The organism is Methanolobus sediminis (assembly GCF_031312595.1).
In the GTDB taxonomy this organism is placed as follows: domain Archaea; phylum Halobacteriota; class Methanosarcinia; order Methanosarcinales; family Methanosarcinaceae; genus Methanolobus; species Methanolobus sediminis.
This window is the reverse complement of the sequence record NZ_CP133592.1, coordinates 1,365,122-1,382,946: the sequence shown is the minus strand read 5'-3', so window position 1 is coordinate 1,382,946 and position 17,825 is coordinate 1,365,122. Positions and strand designations below refer to the sequence as shown.

Annotated in this window: 13 protein-coding genes; 4 read left to right on the top strand and 9 right to left on the bottom strand. The window is 41.7% G+C overall.

The window, feature by feature from the left end; translation table 11 throughout:
* Nucleotides 1–133 precede the first annotated feature (133 nt).
* A complete protein-coding gene (locus RE474_RS06640) occupies nt 134–757 on the top strand; it encodes a superoxide dismutase (protein WP_309312175.1) in 624 nt (207 codons plus the stop codon).
* Between the two features lie 76 nt (nt 758–833).
* Here the strand turns inward: RE474_RS06640 and RE474_RS06635 are convergent, their stop codons facing one another.
* The 3 genes from RE474_RS06635 to mfnA all read right to left on the bottom strand — a co-directional run bounded on the left by RE474_RS06635 (nt 834) and on the right by mfnA (nt 4,871).
* Nucleotides 834–2,252, bottom strand: a complete 1,419-nt coding sequence (locus RE474_RS06635) for a TraB/GumN family protein (protein ID WP_438861583.1) — start codon at nt 2,250–2,252, stop codon at nt 834–836.
* Between the two features lie 34 nt (nt 2,253–2,286).
* On the bottom strand, nt 2,287–3,378 hold the full coding sequence (locus tag RE474_RS06630; RefSeq protein ID WP_309312174.1) for a CBS domain-containing protein: 1,092 nt from the start codon (nt 3,376–3,378) through the stop codon (nt 2,287–2,289).
* Between the two features lie 317 nt (nt 3,379–3,695).
* On the bottom strand, nt 3,696–4,871 hold the full coding sequence (gene mfnA / locus RE474_RS06625) for a tyrosine decarboxylase MfnA (protein ID WP_309312173.1): 1,176 nt from the start codon (nt 4,869–4,871) through the stop codon (nt 3,696–3,698).
* An 867-nt stretch (nt 4,872–5,738) separates the two neighbouring features.
* Between mfnA and RE474_RS06620 the strand changes: the two genes are divergently transcribed.
* Entirely contained in the window at nt 5,739–6,974 is a 1,236-nt protein-coding gene (locus tag RE474_RS06620; protein ID WP_309312172.1) for an ORC1-type DNA replication protein, read from the top strand.
* 100 nt (nt 6,975–7,074) lie between these two features.
* Here the strand turns inward: RE474_RS06620 and RE474_RS06615 are convergent, their stop codons facing one another.
* Entirely contained in the window at nt 7,075–7,638 is a 564-nt protein-coding gene (locus RE474_RS06615; RefSeq protein WP_309312171.1) for a S24/S26 family peptidase, read from the bottom strand.
* Between the two features lie 147 nt (nt 7,639–7,785).
* Between RE474_RS06615 and RE474_RS06610 the strand changes: the two genes are divergently transcribed.
* On the top strand, nt 7,786–9,372 hold the full coding sequence (locus tag RE474_RS06610; RefSeq protein ID WP_309312170.1) for a DNA-directed DNA polymerase II small subunit: 1,587 nt from the start codon (nt 7,786–7,788) through the stop codon (nt 9,370–9,372).
* 48 nt (nt 9,373–9,420) lie between these two features.
* Here the strand turns inward: RE474_RS06610 and RE474_RS06605 are convergent, their stop codons facing one another.
* Genes RE474_RS06605 through pylS form a run of 5 tightly spaced genes read right to left on the bottom strand, consistent with a single transcriptional unit; the run spans nt 9,421 to nt 15,438 of the window.
* A complete protein-coding gene (locus RE474_RS06605; protein ID WP_309312169.1) occupies nt 9,421–11,043 on the bottom strand; it encodes a methylamine methyltransferase corrinoid protein reductive activase in 1,623 nt (540 codons plus the stop codon).
* Nucleotides 11,044–11,087: 44 nt separating this feature from the next.
* Nucleotides 11,088–11,873, bottom strand: a complete 786-nt coding sequence (pylD, locus tag RE474_RS06600; protein ID WP_309312168.1) for a 3-methylornithyl-N6-L-lysine dehydrogenase PylD — start codon at nt 11,871–11,873, stop codon at nt 11,088–11,090.
* Between the two features lie 2 nt (nt 11,874–11,875).
* Complete coding sequence (gene pylC / locus RE474_RS06595) at nt 11,876–12,979, bottom strand: 3-methylornithine--L-lysine ligase PylC (RefSeq protein ID WP_309312167.1); 1,104 nt, start codon at nt 12,977–12,979, stop codon at nt 11,876–11,878.
* Nucleotides 12,976–14,067 (bottom strand): methylornithine synthase PylB, encoded by a 1,092-nt coding sequence (pylB, locus tag RE474_RS06590; RefSeq protein ID WP_309312166.1) that lies wholly within the window; start codon nt 14,065–14,067, stop codon nt 12,976–12,978. The genes pylC and pylB overlap by 4 nt, the downstream gene beginning before the upstream one ends.
* Nucleotides 14,068–14,076: 9 nt before the next feature.
* Nucleotides 14,077–15,438 (bottom strand): pyrrolysine--tRNA(Pyl) ligase, encoded by a 1,362-nt coding sequence (gene pylS / locus RE474_RS06585; protein ID WP_309312165.1) that lies wholly within the window; start codon nt 15,436–15,438, stop codon nt 14,077–14,079.
* Nucleotides 15,439–16,240: 802 nt separating this feature from the next.
* On the opposite strand from pylS, the gene RE474_RS06580 reads away from it, so the two are divergent.
* The gene (locus RE474_RS06580; RefSeq protein ID WP_309312164.1) at nt 16,241–17,779 is read left to right on the top strand and encodes an APC family permease; all 1,539 of its coding nucleotides are present in this window, start codon (nt 16,241–16,243) and stop codon (nt 17,777–17,779) included.
* Nucleotides 17,780–17,825: the final 46 nt, after the last annotated feature.

Genomic DNA, 17,825 nt, shown 5'->3' with positions numbered 1-17,825 from the left:
AGAGATGCGTATCAGGGGAGATACCATGCAGATTTGTCTAAGATATAGATTCTCTGTAAATAATACAGGGGGAGTAGTTGGCAGACTTTGATATGAGCTTTGGCTATCAATAGTTTGCAAACCGGGAGGAAATATGACTAAAGAATTGTATAAGTTACCTGAACTGAAATATGGTTATGCAGACCTTGAACCATATATTTCAGAAGAACAACTCCGTATACATTATGAAAAGCACCATCAGTCCTATGTCAATAACGTTAACTCATTATTGCAAATGATGGATAAGGCTGTAGAAGACGGAACAGAATTCGACTCCAAGACCGCTGCAAGGTCTTTATCGTTCAATCTGGGAGGACATGTGCTCCATAGTTATTTCTGGTGGGAGATGACCCCTGCAGAAAAAGCAAGTGAAGAACCTGTAGGTGAATTATATGACGCGATAAAGGAGAGTTTTGGAAGCTTTGAAAGGTTCAAGAGTGAATTTACAAAGGTAGCCTCAAGTGTAGAGGGCTCTGGCTGGGCTGCACTGACTTTCTGTAACGATACTAAGAGATTAGGTATCATGCAAATAGAGAAACACAATACAAATCTGATACCGGATTTCCCAATCATTATGGATATAGACGTGTGGGAACACGCTTACTATCTTGACTACAAAAATGCAAGGAATGAATTCATAGATGCCTTCTGGAACATAGTCGACTGGGAGGCAATAAACCAGTGGTTTGTCAAGATAAAAAATTTCAGTATGGAATAACTGAAAATCTCTGATGAATGCTGTTTTTCCTAAGGTCTGGATTCCAACAGCAACAGAGATTTATCACCTTTTTGATTTAACCCAGTCCAAGAGCTGCAAATCCGGCACTTATTCCATTGCGGATAAGTTCCTGAGGATCAATTCCTGTGATCTGAAGCATTACATAAACGCCAAGGAAAGTACCGATCATACTTCCAAGATTGGCAAGGGCTGCCACAAGGACAACACGGAAGAGATTGTTCTTCATCATGTCTTCAGTTGTTTCAATCTCAATAAGCTCCTTGAAATTATCGGTTGTAGGAGGGCGATATTTTGCTTCGGTCAGACCTGCGAACCATCCTGCTGCCATCATCGGGTTAAGGGACGTGAGCCATGCGACTGAAAAAGCCGTCAGAACCGAATAAGGATGACCTCTGGCCAGAATTGTACCTGCTGCACTCAGCACTCCATTTATGATAAACCACCAGGCAAATGCAATTGCAAGTGTTTCCAGTGGAACTCCGGAAAGAATCAGCAATACAAATGTTCCAAGAGCAATTGCGACCACCAAAGCGCCGAAAAGCTTCATGATGCTGAATTTCTTCTTCGGGGCCTCGACTCCATAGTTAATTCTGGGAATTGTCTTCGGGTTCTCAAGATAACGCTGGATACCTGCCCTGTGACCAGCACCAATAACAGCTACGATCTTCTTGTTGCCGCCCATTGCTGCCTTTACAAGATTGTTGGCCATGTATGCGTCTCTTTCGTCAATAAGAACCTTGACAGCATTTGGAGATGTATCTCTGAACTCTTCCACAAGCATGGAAACTATATCCTGATTGGTTATTGTCTCCATGTCGATATCCTGAGTGCCACCAATACCAAGAACAGCAGCAATAAGTCCGGCGAGCATCTTCAGTTTCTCTATGAAACCCATCTTGCTCCAGAAACGTTGCAACGTTACCTGAACATTCCTGTCAATGAGAAGAACCTGTGCGCCACTGGCTTCAGCAGCCTCAATGGCACTGATCATTTCAGCACCTGGCTGCACACCCATCTCATCCGCGAATTTTTTCTGGATATGTGCCAGCAGCATATGAACAAGATAGAAATAGACCTTGCCTTCTTTGAGAAGCTCCTTTACCGGAATGTCAGAATTCTGAACATTACCTTTGAGAGCTTCATACCTGGCATGGCAGAGTTCAACTGCAACTATGTCCGGCTTTTCACGCTCGATTGTAGCATTAACTTCCCTGACACTTTTTTCAGAGACGTGGGCTGTTCCCACAAGAATGATCTCGCTGGGCCTGTCAGTATTTTCAGGTTCACCTTCAGATACAGGTTTTTCAGGTACATCGCCTTTGATAACCTCTTTTATAATCTGGATCTCAGAAGGCCCTGAACTGGAAAACGATGAACTCTCAGAATAGTCCTCAGAATACATATCATCGTTTGTTGATGTGTAACTGTAATCCGAAGAGCTTTCCTGGGAATCACTTAAATTATCATGTTTCAATGTAGATCCTCTTTAAGATTGTAGAACTACCTGGTCATTCGGTCAATAACATCAGAGATTTCATAAGATCGGTTCTTGAAAGGATGCCTGTAACGTTATCGCCATCCATAACCAGAATCCGTCCTATATTATTGATCGTCATAACTTTGAATGCTTCTGCCGCACTGGCACTTGATGGCAATGTTACAACATCCTTTGTCATGACATCGGATACAAGAACCGCATAGCGCTCATGTGGCAGTACATTACGTATGTCTGTAAAGGTTACAATCCCTTTTAAAGAATTGCCCTTTATTACAGGATATCCCAGATGTTTGTTCTCAAACATAAAATGCGAGAGTTGCTCAACTGTCATCTCCGGTTCAACTGAGATCACATCTTTAGACATAACATCTGAAACCTTATAATTCTCAAGACTGACTGTAACAGTAGTCGACTTGTCTTCTTCTGAAGCACTGAAGAAAACAAAAACAGCTATCAATATAAGCCATGGATTGTAGAACCATCCAATTACAGCCATCATGAAAGCGAACATCTTACCAAAGGAAGCAGCAAAATGAGTTGCCTGTACATAGTTCATCCTCTTCGCTAACAAGGCACGCAGAAGTCTTCCTCCGTCCATAGGAAAAGCAGGAATGAGATTGAAAATTCCCAGTATTATATTAATAGAAGCCAGGATGCCTACCATTAAAGACAACCAGGTTGAACTGTAAGACGGCACGTAAGCAGAAGCAACTACGTTTAGTCCCAGAAGAACGAAACCTATTATCAGGCTTACAAGTGGTCCTGCAAATGCCATCTTGAATTCCTGGGAAGGCTCCCTTGGAATTTCTTCCATAGATGATACGCCACCCAATAACATCAGTGTTATATCTTTAATCTCAACACCGTAGCCTTTAGCAATGTAGGAGTGACCAAGTTCGTGGAGCAGTACGCAAACAAATAGTAGTATGGTTGTTAAAAGCGACAATCCATAGGTCATTGCAGTCGAACCAATATTCGCAAAACCGTAAGGCTGTGGGTTTGTTGCGAATACAAGCGCAAAAATAGGAAGAATGAACAGAAAAGTGATGTGCACTTTTATGGGTATTCCCATTATGCTCCCGATCTTATATGAAGAATTCATGACAGTATTTTAGATGGGTTAATATTTAGTTTTAACTTATTTCTGAAAATAATCATTATTTTCTCTAAATTTTCCCTGAAAATTGTTCATGAGGACTTCTGAATACTTTCACTCCGCTTGGCTCAGGAGTATAAGTAACAAAGACATACTAGAATTTAGAACAGGCAAGATGAACACACGCCTTACACGCTTCAAGGCCAGGTGTCATCAAGCCTCATCCCCTCAATTTTTTGTTTTGATTTTCATTATTTCCTCTCTTTTTTTCTGTTTTGTGTTTTGCATTCTGGAAACTCATAAACAGAAAATCAAAGAGGATTTCAAAGAGTGTCAAGGACTTTTTTCAGATCAGAAACAAAAGAGTCTATCATTTCAAAACTGACATGTGGCATGATAACAAGACGAAGTCCGTGTGGATTCTGGGTTATGGAGACCTGCCAGTTGAATTCCTTCGCCAGCCTGCTTCTAACAATATCGCATTTTGGAACTTCCAGTGCAACTACATTCATAACTGGTTTGATAAGCGGATGAATATCCATCTCTGCAAGTTTATCCAGAAGATAATCAGTAAGCTCCATACATCTGGAAACTGTTTTCCTGTAACCTGCTTTTCCAAGATAGTTCATAACAGCATATGTTGCTGCAACTGCAGCCCCGCTTCTGGTTCCGGTTAATGTATACTGTGTTGAAACAGTAAGATATGGGGTATCAGCTTTAAGACTTTCAAGCTGATGAGAATCACGGAAAAGAAGAACCCCTGCCGGAATTGTGCTAAGACCCATTTTATGAGGATCAATAGCTATGGATGTTACTCCAGGTAATTTAAAGTCAAACTCATAATTTTTCTCCATGAAAGGAAGAACAAAGCCTCCAAATGCTGCATCGACATGAAGGAAAATATTTTTTTCTAGGGCAATATCCGAAAGTGTTTTTATAGGGTCGACCTGACCGAACTCTGTTGAACCTGCAATTGCAACGAGGCCAATGGTGTTCTCATCAATTAATGACTTTACTGATTCAACTGAAACCTTTAGCTCATCATCAAGACTTGCTTTTCTGAGTTCTACATCAAGAATATCTGAAACCTTGTCAAATGAAAAATGAGCTGAGTCTGGTACCACAAGATTTGGTCTTGCGCATTTTTGACCGTTGCTCGCAGATTTCTGATACTCTGGACTCTGTAAAAAGAGATTTCTCATTGAACGAATAGCCTGAATATTTGACTCGGTGCCGCCTGTTGTCATATAACCTACAGCATTGGTCTTATGGAGCAAATCTCCAATTGAACTCAAGATCTCTTTCTCAAGATTGTACGTTCCCCTGAAAAGACCAAAGTCACCCATATTTGATTCTATGAACTGCATGTGGGCTTCAATAGCTATTTTGTGCGGATAAGTGCACATGGAACTCAGCACACGTTCGTATTTCAGGTCCTTACCTTTAGAATCGTTTAAGATTTTACGTATTTCCTCTTCAGATAGGCCGGTTTCGTTCATTTGCTATATGAATAAAAGAAGATGCTTAAAAAAATTGTGTTACAAAATGGATTGAAAGAAAGAATTGGAAAGATTTTGTTATTTCTAATTGACTTTTTGATTTGGTTTAATGATATCATTTATTCTATCAGACTAACCCCATGATTTCAACTGGAAATCCGGATTTCAAAACATTTTTTTGATTTTTCTGTTAATAGGACTGACTATCAAATTTTATTTTCTAAATACTAATGGATTTTTATGGATATGTGCTACCCCATTATTTCAACTGGAGATTTCTAATTTAGCCTGATTTTGGAAAACTCAGTTAACTTCAACTATTTTTGATTTATTTTCTATAATTTATTTTAAAGTTAGTTGTTAAAATTAACTTAAAATAAAGAAAAGCTTATATAGTAATATATCGATACATACACTGCCATCTTTTTTTATAAATTTAAAAAAAAGATAGTCATATCTTTTTTTCAGCTTCCATACGAAATCATAGGGTCTCTGTTCTTTATAAACATTCCAGTCGAAATAAAGGGGTTTACTTCCACATGAAGTCCTCTCCTTTATAATCTTGTCATTTTACAAGTCAATAATAAAGTCCACTGATATCTTTTTCAAATCATTATGATACTTTTATATAACATTCCAGTTGAAATGGAGGGGTCTAAACCATAAACATTAATAAGCACCACTTCCATTGTATCACTTGGAATTGAGAGAGTAAATCCAATCAATCATTTCAATCATGCAATTTGATTTATATTTTTCAAATCAGATTTCAGTTGTTTTGATTTGTCTTGGTTGGTGGTTCTTATCCAAAACAAATCGGATGTTTGAGTTCGGTTTGTAAGTTTAAGGATAGGGTGAAATAAGTAAATGCAAAGTAAATCATTAGATGGCCTGTTCCAGGAATTACTGGAAAATGAACCTATTTTTAAAAATAAAGAGGTTTTAAGACATTCATACACTCCTGATTCGCTTGTCCACCGTGACGATCAGATCAATAGCCTTGCGTCTATTCTTGTTTCAGCGCTCAGGGGAGATACACCTTCTAATATTCTTATCTATGGAAAGACCGGCACAGGAAAAACAGCTGTAACAAGACATGTTGGAATTGAACTTGAAAGAAAAGGAGAATCACTTGGTCTTTCTTGTAAAGTTGTCTATCTTAACTGTGAAGTTATTGACACTCAATACAGGCTTCTTGCGAACCTTACCCGCCAGTTCGGTGAAGATGTTCCAATGACCGGATGGCCTACAGACCAGGTTTTTTTTAAATTCAAGGAAACAATCGACAACGAAAGACAGGTTGTCATTATAATTCTGGATGAAATAGACAAACTGATCAAAAAAGGCGATGACGTTCTTTACAACTTATCAAGGATCAACACTGATCTTGAAAATGCAAAGGTCAGTATGATCGGAGTTTCCAACGATCTGAAATTCACAGAATTCCTCGATCCAAGAGTAAAGAGTTCCCTTGGAGAGGAAGAAATAATTTTCCCGCCATATGATGCTGATCAGATTAGCGATATTCTTCATGAAAGAGCTCAGATCGCTTACAAGCCTGATGCCCTTGATGAAATGGTCATTCCTCTCTGCGCTGCTTTTGCAGCTCAGGAACACGGTGATGCAAGACGCGCTCTTGATCTTCTCAGAGTTGCAGGAGAAATTGCGGAAAGGGAAAATAAATCCCATGTCGAGGAACAGCATGTTAAAGGCGCTCAGGAAAAGATTGAAGTCGATCGTGTCATTGAAGTTGTGCGCACCCTTCCTACCCAGTCCAAACTTGCACTCTACAGCGTAATGCTTCTGAGGAACAACGGTTACAAGAACGTCACGACCGGGGAAGTCTACAATGTTTATCGACAGCTATGTCTTCAGGTGGATATGGATATTCTAACACAGCGCAGGGTAACAGATCTTATGTCCGAGCTTGATATGCTTGGTATTGTAAATGCTGTCGTTGTAAGCAAAGGAAGATACGGCAGGACAAAAGAGATTGTATTAAGTGTCCCGATAAACAGTACTAAAAAAGTATTGTTTGAGGATTACAGGCTTAAACCACTTGAGTTCTTCAAACCTGTCCTCACAACACAGTTGCATCTTTAAACTTAAATCTAAGTTTAAAGATCACAACTTTTATATTCCTGATTTTTTGATCTGATGTTCCTATTTTTCAGCTTTTTAGTGTTTAGTTCCTGATTTTCTATTAGAGACCGGAAAGTAGCAGTCTCAAATATCCTATATATGGAACTTTGTAGCGTGCAATACCTATTACCCATTCTTCCTTAACAGGCATCAGGTAACTCACCTGTCCCTGCTGGTCATAGTATTTATTGGTTACCTGGTTGTCACCTTTTGTAATATAACCGGCATAAGGCGCGGCAGGCCCACCGTCCCACATAGGCTCTCCTTCTTCAACATAATACATAGCCCTGTGAATAATTGGTGTCACACCTTCCTGTCCGTAGGGTTTGTAAAGAATTACATTACCGTAATTTTGGAAGGTAGTGTAGTTGTTATTCATGCCTTCTTCGTAAGTAACTATTTCAGTCCTGTCGATGTTCTGGATGAATATTATATCACCGATATTCATATGGGGTTGCATGCTTCCGGATTCTACCGCAACCATAGGTGTCCACATACCGAAAACGATCTGAGAGAAAGTTGCAAATATCAATACAGCTAACAGAACAGTCAGGATGTCCCGGGCAAGCGAAACAAAGAAATTGTCACTTTCTTTGAAAACATGGTAGGTTTCTTTTAAATTCATATTCTTACCTGTCTTCCGTCCAAATCAATGAAAGAATCTATTAATGAGTTATGGAATATAATTGCAAAAAATAAAATGTTTCCCCTTATAAAACATTTCTCATATTTTTATTAAAACAAAATATACTTGAATGCGAATCTCATCACCATGAATGAAATTGATGTCCTTACAGCCTTTATTGAAGAAGGCTATCAGATAAGTCCTGAAGCAGTGGACCTTATATGTTCTCATTGTTCCCCCGGGGAACTTGTGGCTTACGTACTTGAGCATATAGATCTTTCAGTGCTTGTTATTGATGTTGAGCACATCGATCTGGAAGGTTTCAATTCTTCCCTTCATGTAAATGAAGAAACCTTTAAGCTATCAGAAGAGCTTTCCCCGGAACCAGACAGTTCATTCGATGATTCGTATGATACATATGATTCATATTCTTCTTACCAGTCAACTTCAATGTATTCAGGTTTTAAGAGTAATTACTGTAATGTAGACAGTCCTCTTTCTGTAGTTTCTGATATTAGCGACAATTCAACATGTGTCGGTGAATACATGGAATTCGTTCAGTTCTTCAGGAACAGGTACACAAGACTCAGCGATATAATCCGTGGAAGAATAACGGCCCGCCCTATTGAGAGCCTGAAAAAAGGTAAAGGAACGAATTTCAGGGGCAGCCGCGAGGCAGGAGAAGTTTCCATTATCGGAATGATATCTGATATGAAAAGCACCAGCAATGGTCATAAGATCCTTGAGGTCGAAGACCCCACAGGTTCATTTTCCGTTCTCATACGCTCGGCTGACAAGGAACTTTATGAGCAGGCCAGTCACTTTGTACTGGACGAGGTTGTGGGATTTACGGGAACTCTCACAAATGACGGCAATCTTATGATAGCTCAGAAAGTCACACTTCCGGACCTTCCTGCAGTGAACCCGAAAAAGACCGGAAGCTTTGGAAAAGCGATTCTTACATCAGATATTCACATAGGAAGTAACACTTTCCTTGAAGAACCCTGGGACAGGTTCATTGATTTTCTAAACGGCGATACCGATAACGAAGCTCTGCTGGCAGTTTCAAAAGAAATACGCTATCTTCTTGTTGCAGGAGACCTTGTAGACGGCGTTGGCATCTATCCCGGCCAGGAAGAGGAACTTTCGATCATGGATGTTTACGACCAGTACAAGAAAGCTGGTGAATATTTCCATATGATCCCAAAACACATCAAGATCATTATTTCTCCTGGAAACCATGATGCAGTACGTCAGGCTGAACCGCAGCCAAGACTGCCCGAATGCATCAGGGATTATTTCCCTGAGAATGTCACTTTTGTAGGTAATCCATCCATTGTTGACCTTGATGGTGTAAAAGTGATGCTCTACCACGGACGTTCCATCGATGACCTGGTGGCTTCAGTTCCGGGTGTATCATACACCGATCCTACAAAGGCAATGGTGGAAATGATGAAGTTCAGGCACCTGTCACCAATCTATGGAAGTCGTGTTTCTATTGCACCTGAAAAAAGGGATTATTTTGTTATCAGTAATGTACCGGACATTCTCCACTGCGGTCACGTTCATACAGTGGGAGTTGAATGGTACAAGAATGTCCTGTTGATAAATTCAGGCACCTGGCAGGACCAGACTGAATTCCAGAAAAGAGTAAATGTTGTCCCGACACCTGCACAGGTGCCGGTGGTGGATCTTGAGACCCTTAAAACAACAATTTTGAAGTTTAACGAATGATCTGATAACCCGTCAATTTCCAGTGGAAACTTAATGATTTATCATTAACTATTCCTTTATCTTCAACAATGAATGTTTCATTGTCTGCTCAGGACAGATCGTTACACAACGTCTGCAGCTCGTACCAAGACAATGCTGACTATCGATATTGACGATCCTTGCACCGTTTTCCTCAATTATTTCCAGTGCATCCTCGGGACATTCTTCCACACACTCCTGACAGAGTATGCATTTTTCTACGGGAGCTTCAAGTGTGATTCCGATATCCTTTACAATATCAAGACCTAGATAGCCCACATCGTCGATATCTCTTGAAACCCTTTTTTCAATATCCACTTTTTCCAGGTCCTGCGGGAATACAGGAATACCATACATTTCCAGCATCTGAGCATACATCTCGGCAGGCATTCCATGCTGCCATGTTGAAAGTTCACAGACGTATATGTCCTTGAATGTCTCACTTGTGGCCATCATCAGATGGTCAGCCTGTATCTTCTTTGCAATATCTATGACCTCATCAAGCTTGGATCTGTCAATGGCTATCTTCCTTGCAAGGCCTATGGAGGTGTTACCGAACTGGACTATACCTTTTGAGAAACCGGGTACTGAACCGATATGTCTTGCCTTGTCAGCATCCACATAGGTACCTGTTGCTCCGGACATGTAGGAATATCTCAGGTCCTCATATTTCATTCCGGATTCCACCATAAGTGTCATGTGTGCGGCTCTGATAGCTCCGATAGCCTTGCCCACCTCCTCCACATCCTTATCACTGATAACGATATTATTTCCCAGTATGAGCTTGCCATTGGGAAGATGTGGCAGTTTTTCTATAAGTCCTTCCTTCAGGGCAAGTGCTATTGTAGAGATAACACCAGTGCCTGTGATTCCCTTTGGCCTCACAATACACCCTTCGATACAATCTCCGGTAATAGGGTCAACAAGCGGCCCCTTAATGGGAGTCATTGTATCATCCAGTATGGTGAGCCGCCACCAGTCACCTTCGCTATTCACATCACTGATAGCTCCCGGACCTGCAAGCATTCCGCATGCAATTCCCTGTCCCTCTATTGCAGGACCAGCGGCTGCACTTGCAGTTATTATTCTCTCGCCAATTTTGAGTGCCATCTCGGCATTGGTGCCGTAATCAGTAACAAGACAGGGTTCAGTCTGGTGAATAAAATCAGTTTCCAGCATCATTGCAAGGGCATCTGCACCTATCTCATGCTTGATGGCAGGTGGGACTATTATCTCACAGTTATCCATTGGATAGATATCCCCGAAGAGCTCGTTGGCAGGGAATATCCTCGCATCCCTTTTCACATCCTTGACTCCAAGAGATGCCTGTTTGTTCTCACCTGCGTATGCAAGGTCTCTTATCTCCATGTTCTGGAAAAGTGAGAGTTGTATGGGATTACCGCAGACCGCTATGCGCTGTATCTTCTCAGGCTCGACATTGAATTTTATCAGTATCTCCTTTACTGTTTCGATCATCAGCCTGTGGGCTACATCCGTTCCGGTGACAATAGCGAAATCAAGGTGGTCCATTACATTTCCACCAGGAAGCGGGTGTCCCATTGTGATCACAGTCTTTACAGTTTCCTGTTTCTCAAGATCGATAAGCTGTGACCTGAAACCACTTGTTCCAAGGTCAAGGGAAATCACATACATTTTCTCAGCACTCCATTTCCAATTTAGACTTAATACTTACAATTTTAATTCTGGATCACAGAATACAGCATTGAAGCCACTCCAATTACAAGAGGCTCCATTACAAGATCAACATGATACTTCTGTCCGATTTCAGGTGGAAGTCCGCAGGGAATTCCAGGGGTTGAGACAAGACACCTTTCCTCGATCATACCTTCGGATATGGTGTTTGCATTTGGTGTTGCCTCAAAGACCATTGAAAACTTCTTCCTGTCATCGCTGCAATAGGGATTGATTCCCAGTTCATTCACAGCCTTCTGCAGGAATTCCTTGTTCGGATCGCATGCATAGACATTGAATCCCTTATTCACAAGATGGCAGGCACCTGCATAACCTACTCTTCCGAGTCCGATTACAAGTATATCTTTTGATGTGGCTTCCTTGTATCTGGAAGCGATATCAGCATATACCACACCAGTTGCAACATGATTGCTAACTATCTTTTCATTTCTCAGGTTGTGGGCGGTGAAGATGTGGTCATCTGCCATCATTATAATATCAGCACCCTGAGAAACTGCTTCATAATAGCCTGTGACATCAGGGTGTTCTGTTATGAAACCTTCAAAGCCGAAATACCGGACTATGAACAGGAGTGAAGATGTGAAATTACTGATGACACCATTACCAGCAGTGATTGGAATAATTCCTACTTTCTCAGTACCGGGTTCTGTACCGTATAATGCTTCGCATATACCTCTGATATCAAGACCAGTAACCCTTTTTGCAATCTCATCGTTCTCTTCAAGTTGCATTGAAAGGTTCTCAAGGTCTTCCGGTGTTAAAAGTGCCATTTTTATTCCTCCTGTTCTCTGTTCAGGAAATGACCGATGATCATTTCCATTCCGCTCTGTCTTATTTTTTCAGTCTCTTCCCTGTCAGTTCCGTAGCTTATCAGGGTGAAAACACTGTTCTTGTTCTCTCCCTTGGATTCGAATATCTCAAGTCCTTCTGATTCATGGAACTGCACATATTCGTCTCCCTGTGAGAGCACATGCTCTCCAACAGGTTTCAGTTCTCCATTTTCAAGTAAAAGGTGCTCGTAAATGCAATAGTTAGTTTCAGGAACCATGTCAGTTTCCTGAACTTCTCCAAGAAATGCCTGCATGAGCATCTCCACAAGATTGACCCCGGTAGAATGATAAACAGCTGTGGGAGTCTGGCTTGGGAACCTTGCATCTATTTCCAGTACCTTGAGTCCCCTGGAGCTGTCTATTGCTTCAACGTCCATTATTCCCCGGAGATTGAGGTTCTTTGCGAGCTCATAGGTTATTTTCCTGAACTCAGGATAATTATCAATAGGAGTAACCATGTGGCAGTCGTAGGTGCCATCGATATGGATCTTCGTTTCCTTTACAACTGAAAAGTGAGTTCCATCACCAATCACTTCAAGGGAAATCACATCACCCTCAACATATTCCTCGATGAGCATTGAAGGGTCAAGTCCTTCCAGACCCTCGTCATCATATATTATAGATGTCCCGATGCTGCTGCTCTCACATGGAGGCTTCACGAAATATGGCGGGCTTGTTGGCTTGTCCGCAGGAGTTGGTATATTGATTGACTTAAAATAGTCCTTAGATCGCTTCTTGTCCATACTGATATGATAGGCATCAAAATCAAATAGCACAGGACATGCAAGCTTGTCCTTTATATCCCTGAGGAACTCTATTGTCTCAAGGTTCTCATTCACAGGGATGATAGCATCCACATTTTCTGAGAGTTCTATCAGTTTTTCAGGTTCTTTGACAACATCAAAGCATTGAAAACTGTCAACAACCTTGCGTATGAGAGGCTTTTCCCTGCGGTCCACAAGCACTACATTCATACCTGCCTTGTGTGCAAGATAAGTGAACTCAAAACCCTGGAGCTTGCCACCTATTATGCATATTGATGTCATAGTGCGGCCACCGGGATTCTTACAGGAGTTACATGCTGCTTTTCGAGTATCCTGTTAAACTCAGCCTGGCTTGCAGGTTCCATACCCATGCTTTTCAGGCGCTTGATAACGCTCTTTGAGTCCCTGTCCCTTTCCTCAAGTTCCCTGTCATAGTTGACAACGCCTTCAAGTGAGGAATCTGCGGATATTATAGATGTGACAACATTTGCACCTGCATTCAGGCGGTCTACCATGCCATCGATTCCTTCAAGGTCAAGGGATGCAGGTATGAGTTTGTCAGGGAACATCAGTCTCAGGACTGAGATAATCTTCAGCTCCGCAAGGCTGGACTGCTGTGTCACCAGTTCAAGAGGTGTTCCTTCCTGTGGAACAAAGGTCATGACACGAACCATGTCAGGATTTCCCTTTTGCATTCCTCTAAGTGAAATTATGGTTGATTCGATATCGTTTCCAACACCTGTGAGGATTCCGTCTTCAACACAGTAACCGTTGGTTCTGGCAAATTCCCTGGCATGGTTCCTTTCATCAAAGGATTGTCCTACCCTCAGTTTCCGGTAGAGTTCTTCATCATGTGTTTCCTGATAGAGTGCAAGGAAATTAGCACCGCTTTCATGCAGCCTGCTGAGAGTTCTGTCATCCATAACTCCAGGAGAGATCATTATTGGAAGACCTGTTTCTTCCTTTACTGCTTTTACAACATCAACGAACTTTTCAGGATTATTATGGAAATAAGGGTCCTCTCCCATGGTAAGGTCTACCATGTGGATGGTTTCGTTCTTGATGGCTCTTGCTATGCTGCGGATCTCTTCCAGATCAAGGCGATAGCGCTGTATTTCGTTGCATCTGTTGTAGTAACAGAAAGCACAGTTGTTCTTGCAGTGGGTTGAGAAGTAAACAAAGCTGTAGAGGAATACCCTGTTCCCGAAATAGCGTTCCTTCACTTTTCTTGCAACGTATTGCAGCTTTTCGATGTCTTCTTCTTCTGTCAGGGAAAGGAGCTCTCTTAGGTTGTCGTCGGTGAGCTTCTGTCCGTTTATTATATTTTCAGCAATAATGTCAAGATCCCAGTAATTAATATCCTTTATCATGGTTCCACCTCAAAGATTGATGCTTATTCCGTTGTAGTATGATTCTGACCTGGCTGCACGCTTTATGTTCTTGAAATCATGCTTTGCTTTAAGCAGTCTTTCAAGACCAAAACCGGCTCCTATCCAGGGTTTGTTTACTCCCCAGTCCATATCCATTGGAACGGGGCCAACAACGGCGGATGAGAGTTCCATATCTTTGTGCATCACATCGATGGTGTCACCATAGACCATGCAGCTGTCTGCAACGATCTCGAATTCAATTCCCAGGAAATCCAGGAGTTCCTTGATCAGGTACTCAAGTTCATCTCTGGTACAGTTCGATCCCATCTGGCAGAAATTGAGCATTGTAAATTCTTCAAGGTGGCTGTTTCCGTCAGATTCCTTACGGTAGCAGGGACCGATCTCAAAAATCCTGACAGGATCAGGAAGTACATTATCGAATTTTCTCAGGTGGTTGTAGAGTCCGGGAGCAAGCATTGGACGCAGACACATGTTGTCTCCGACCCTGAATATCTGCTCTGAGAGTTTCTTGTCCTCACCAACTCCCATCCTTTCCATGTATTCGAAAGGAATGAGTATCGGGGACTTGACCTCAAGGAAGCCCATGTCAACGAGGAACTCAGTAATTATTCTCTCAAGTTTTCCGAGATTATTTTCACGACTGTCCTCGTACATTTCCCTGATGTCCTTCTTACGCTGGAGGGTCAGGGTGGATTCAAGTTCTGCAAAGGATCTCTTCTCCTTTGAGAATGAAATCATTTCTCCGGGACCTAAAAGTGAGAGTATCCTGTTCTTTTGCAGTGGTGTGAACTCAGTCTTCTTTGACTTGGGTTGCTGTGGCTGGAAAGATGTTTTCTTAGCCTTAGTGTTGGAGTTAGCACTGGCATTAGAATTAGGTTTTGAAGGGCTGGAATCGCTTGTGTTGTGTTTCGAAGCTGATCTGTGGTAGGTGGAACTATCGGCAGTCACTCCAGCCCGTGATTCATTATGAATGTGAGTTGCAGGTGTATTATTTTCAACAGCTGCTGCGGGTTTTACGTTAACAGTCTCGGCAGGCTTTTCAGGTGGAAGTCTGAACGAGCGAACGATCTTGATCTCAGTTTCATCCCTTGAGATCTTCTTTGAGAATTCGTTAATCCTGTCATCTGTCAGACGACAGCGTTTGCAGGGTTTGTGGAACTTATGGTTCCTCAGGGCCCTTGCGGACCTGCTTGTTCTGGAATTGCGTACAGTGATAATCTCTCCGCAATCCATTTCTATTCTTACATACTTCTGTGATGTCTCACACTTCTTCACCCCGTGAAGATGTCCGTTGCGTGACACCCATAATCCATTTTTGCTAATAAGTGTATCAAGTGGCTTTCTTTCCATGCTAACAGCTCCTGGAGTCTAAGCTTTTTTCCGATCAATTCCTAAAATCCTAGGAATGCCAGTACCCAGTTGTGGGTTTTGTTGTAGTGGTTCATGATTTTGCTTCCGTTGATTTTGTTATCGGGTTAATTTCCTGAATCTTGTCAGATTACAGGAACATTTTAATCTTAGTCATCGACATATATATATATTGCTCATAATCTTCTGTATTTAAAGTTTTCTAAATGCAGAAAAATATTGTAGTATATATAGTTTTTGATTACGTTTTTTATTTGACTGAGATCAGGTCTGTTGCTACCGTATATTGACGGAAAAACCTGATCATTACTACTAAGAAGTAGAATCGTTTGTGGCTATTTATCCTAAACCTTACTTAAGATTACAACGGCGTTGTAATCTTACAAAGGCGGTTTAATATTTCGCTGCTACTGTCAAAAAACATGTGCAGTAGACTTTTTCTATACAGAGGATGAGAACACAATATCATATTTTACTTCTATAGAAAGGAGTATATAGTTATTCTTTCGTAATCCTTAAATATTAATGAAAGGAAGCATATATCCGCAAAATATAAGTAGTGTACTGGACATCGACTTATATATCTAGCGTTATTGAATGCTAATTGATTATACAATCATAGATTCTGAGGTAGAATTATGAGCAAAGAAACAACTATGAAGGAATTCATGGACTATGATGTCCTTGAGAATTGTCTTGTAAATGGAATATAGTTTGAAAACGGCAACCCGATGGGTATGCCCTTCTTATGCAACACAGGTGCGGAGTATCCCGGGGTGTGTGCATGAGCAACAAAACAGATTCATCCCCGGGAATAGACTGGGAACACGGTGCCCAGTGTGCTAAGAATATATGTGACCCACAGGAACTTGAGAGGTCAATTGACTGGAAACAGGGTCTTGCAATAGCACTTGGTGTTCCTTTGCTTATCCTTCCTTCCATCGGATATCTTACAAGTTACGTGTGGTCTTTTGCAATAGTTATCTGGGGAGCAACGGTTCTTCTTGGATTTTTGCAGAATTTCGCGTTCGGAGAACTTGCAACTGTCTTCCCAAAAGCTTCGGGTCTTCCAGGTTATACCCAAACTGTCTTTGGTTCAGATAAGGACAAGAACAACAAAGGAAAGTTCAAATTAGGTAAGTTCATAGGCGGTTTCAGTGCCTGGAGCTACTGGTTCGGCTGGAGTCCTGTCCTTGCTATCTATGCAATTCTGATCTCAGATTATCTTCAGGGAATGGTCCCTGCAATTGCAGGAATAAACTCAACACTTATGGCACTTGTAGTAGGAGGTTTCATTTTCGGTACCCTTGCGATCATTAATTCAAAGGGACTCAAGAACGGAGCAGCCGCTGGAATGATCTTAGCTGCTATTTCCCTGGTGCCTCTTCTGGTAATCACTATTGCACCATTCTTCACAGGCGATTTCCAGATGTCAAACATCACAAGTTCATGGTTCCCAACAGACTGGAGCTGGGACTGGGAACACATCCTGATCCTTCTCGGACTTCTTGCAATGGCTGAATGGAGTGCTGCTGCATGGGAAACCGCTGCTATCTATGGCCCTGAATACAAGAAGCCAAATTCCGATATTCCAAAGGCACTTCTTGTTTGTGGAGCAATATGCCTTGTTCTTTATGTACTCGTACAGACATCCGTAATCGGTGCTCTTGGAGTTGACGGGGTTCTTGCAGAACCTATCTCACCAATGCTTCCACTGGCAAACATGGCACTTGGTCCTATTGGTGCTTCCATTTCAATTATAATGCTGATAGGTGCAATGCTTCTCATTATCCAGACAGCTTTCCTTTCATCTGCACGTTCCATATATTCAATGTCAGTTGAAGGCAACCTGCCAGTATTTTTGAGTAAGTTGAACAAGCACGGCCATCCAATGAACGCAATGATAGCTGATGCAGCTTTCAACATGTGTCTCATTCTTCTTGGAACGCCAACAGCTATCCTTGCAGCCTCTGCCATCGGTTACATCTGTGCCAATGGTATCAGTCTTTACACCTATGTAAAGGTCAGGAACGACCCTGAACTTTCAAAGCTGGACAGACCTTTCAAGGCTCCAAGAGGATGGAAGGGTGTTGCTCTGGCAACTACTATACTGAACACACCATTCTTCCTGATAGGTATCATCTACCTTAACAGTCTTGAACTTGGATGGGCAACAACTGGTGTAGGATTCTCCATGCTCTGTCTCTTTATCCCACTCTGGATATACTCCCAGCGTGAGAGAAGGAACAGAATGCCTGCTGTTAGTGCAGTACACAGGGAGCATGGAATATTTGAACCAGAACCTGTTCCTGTAGAAGACTAAAAATAAAAAGAGTAACACTGAATCCTGATATTCAGTTATCAGGCAC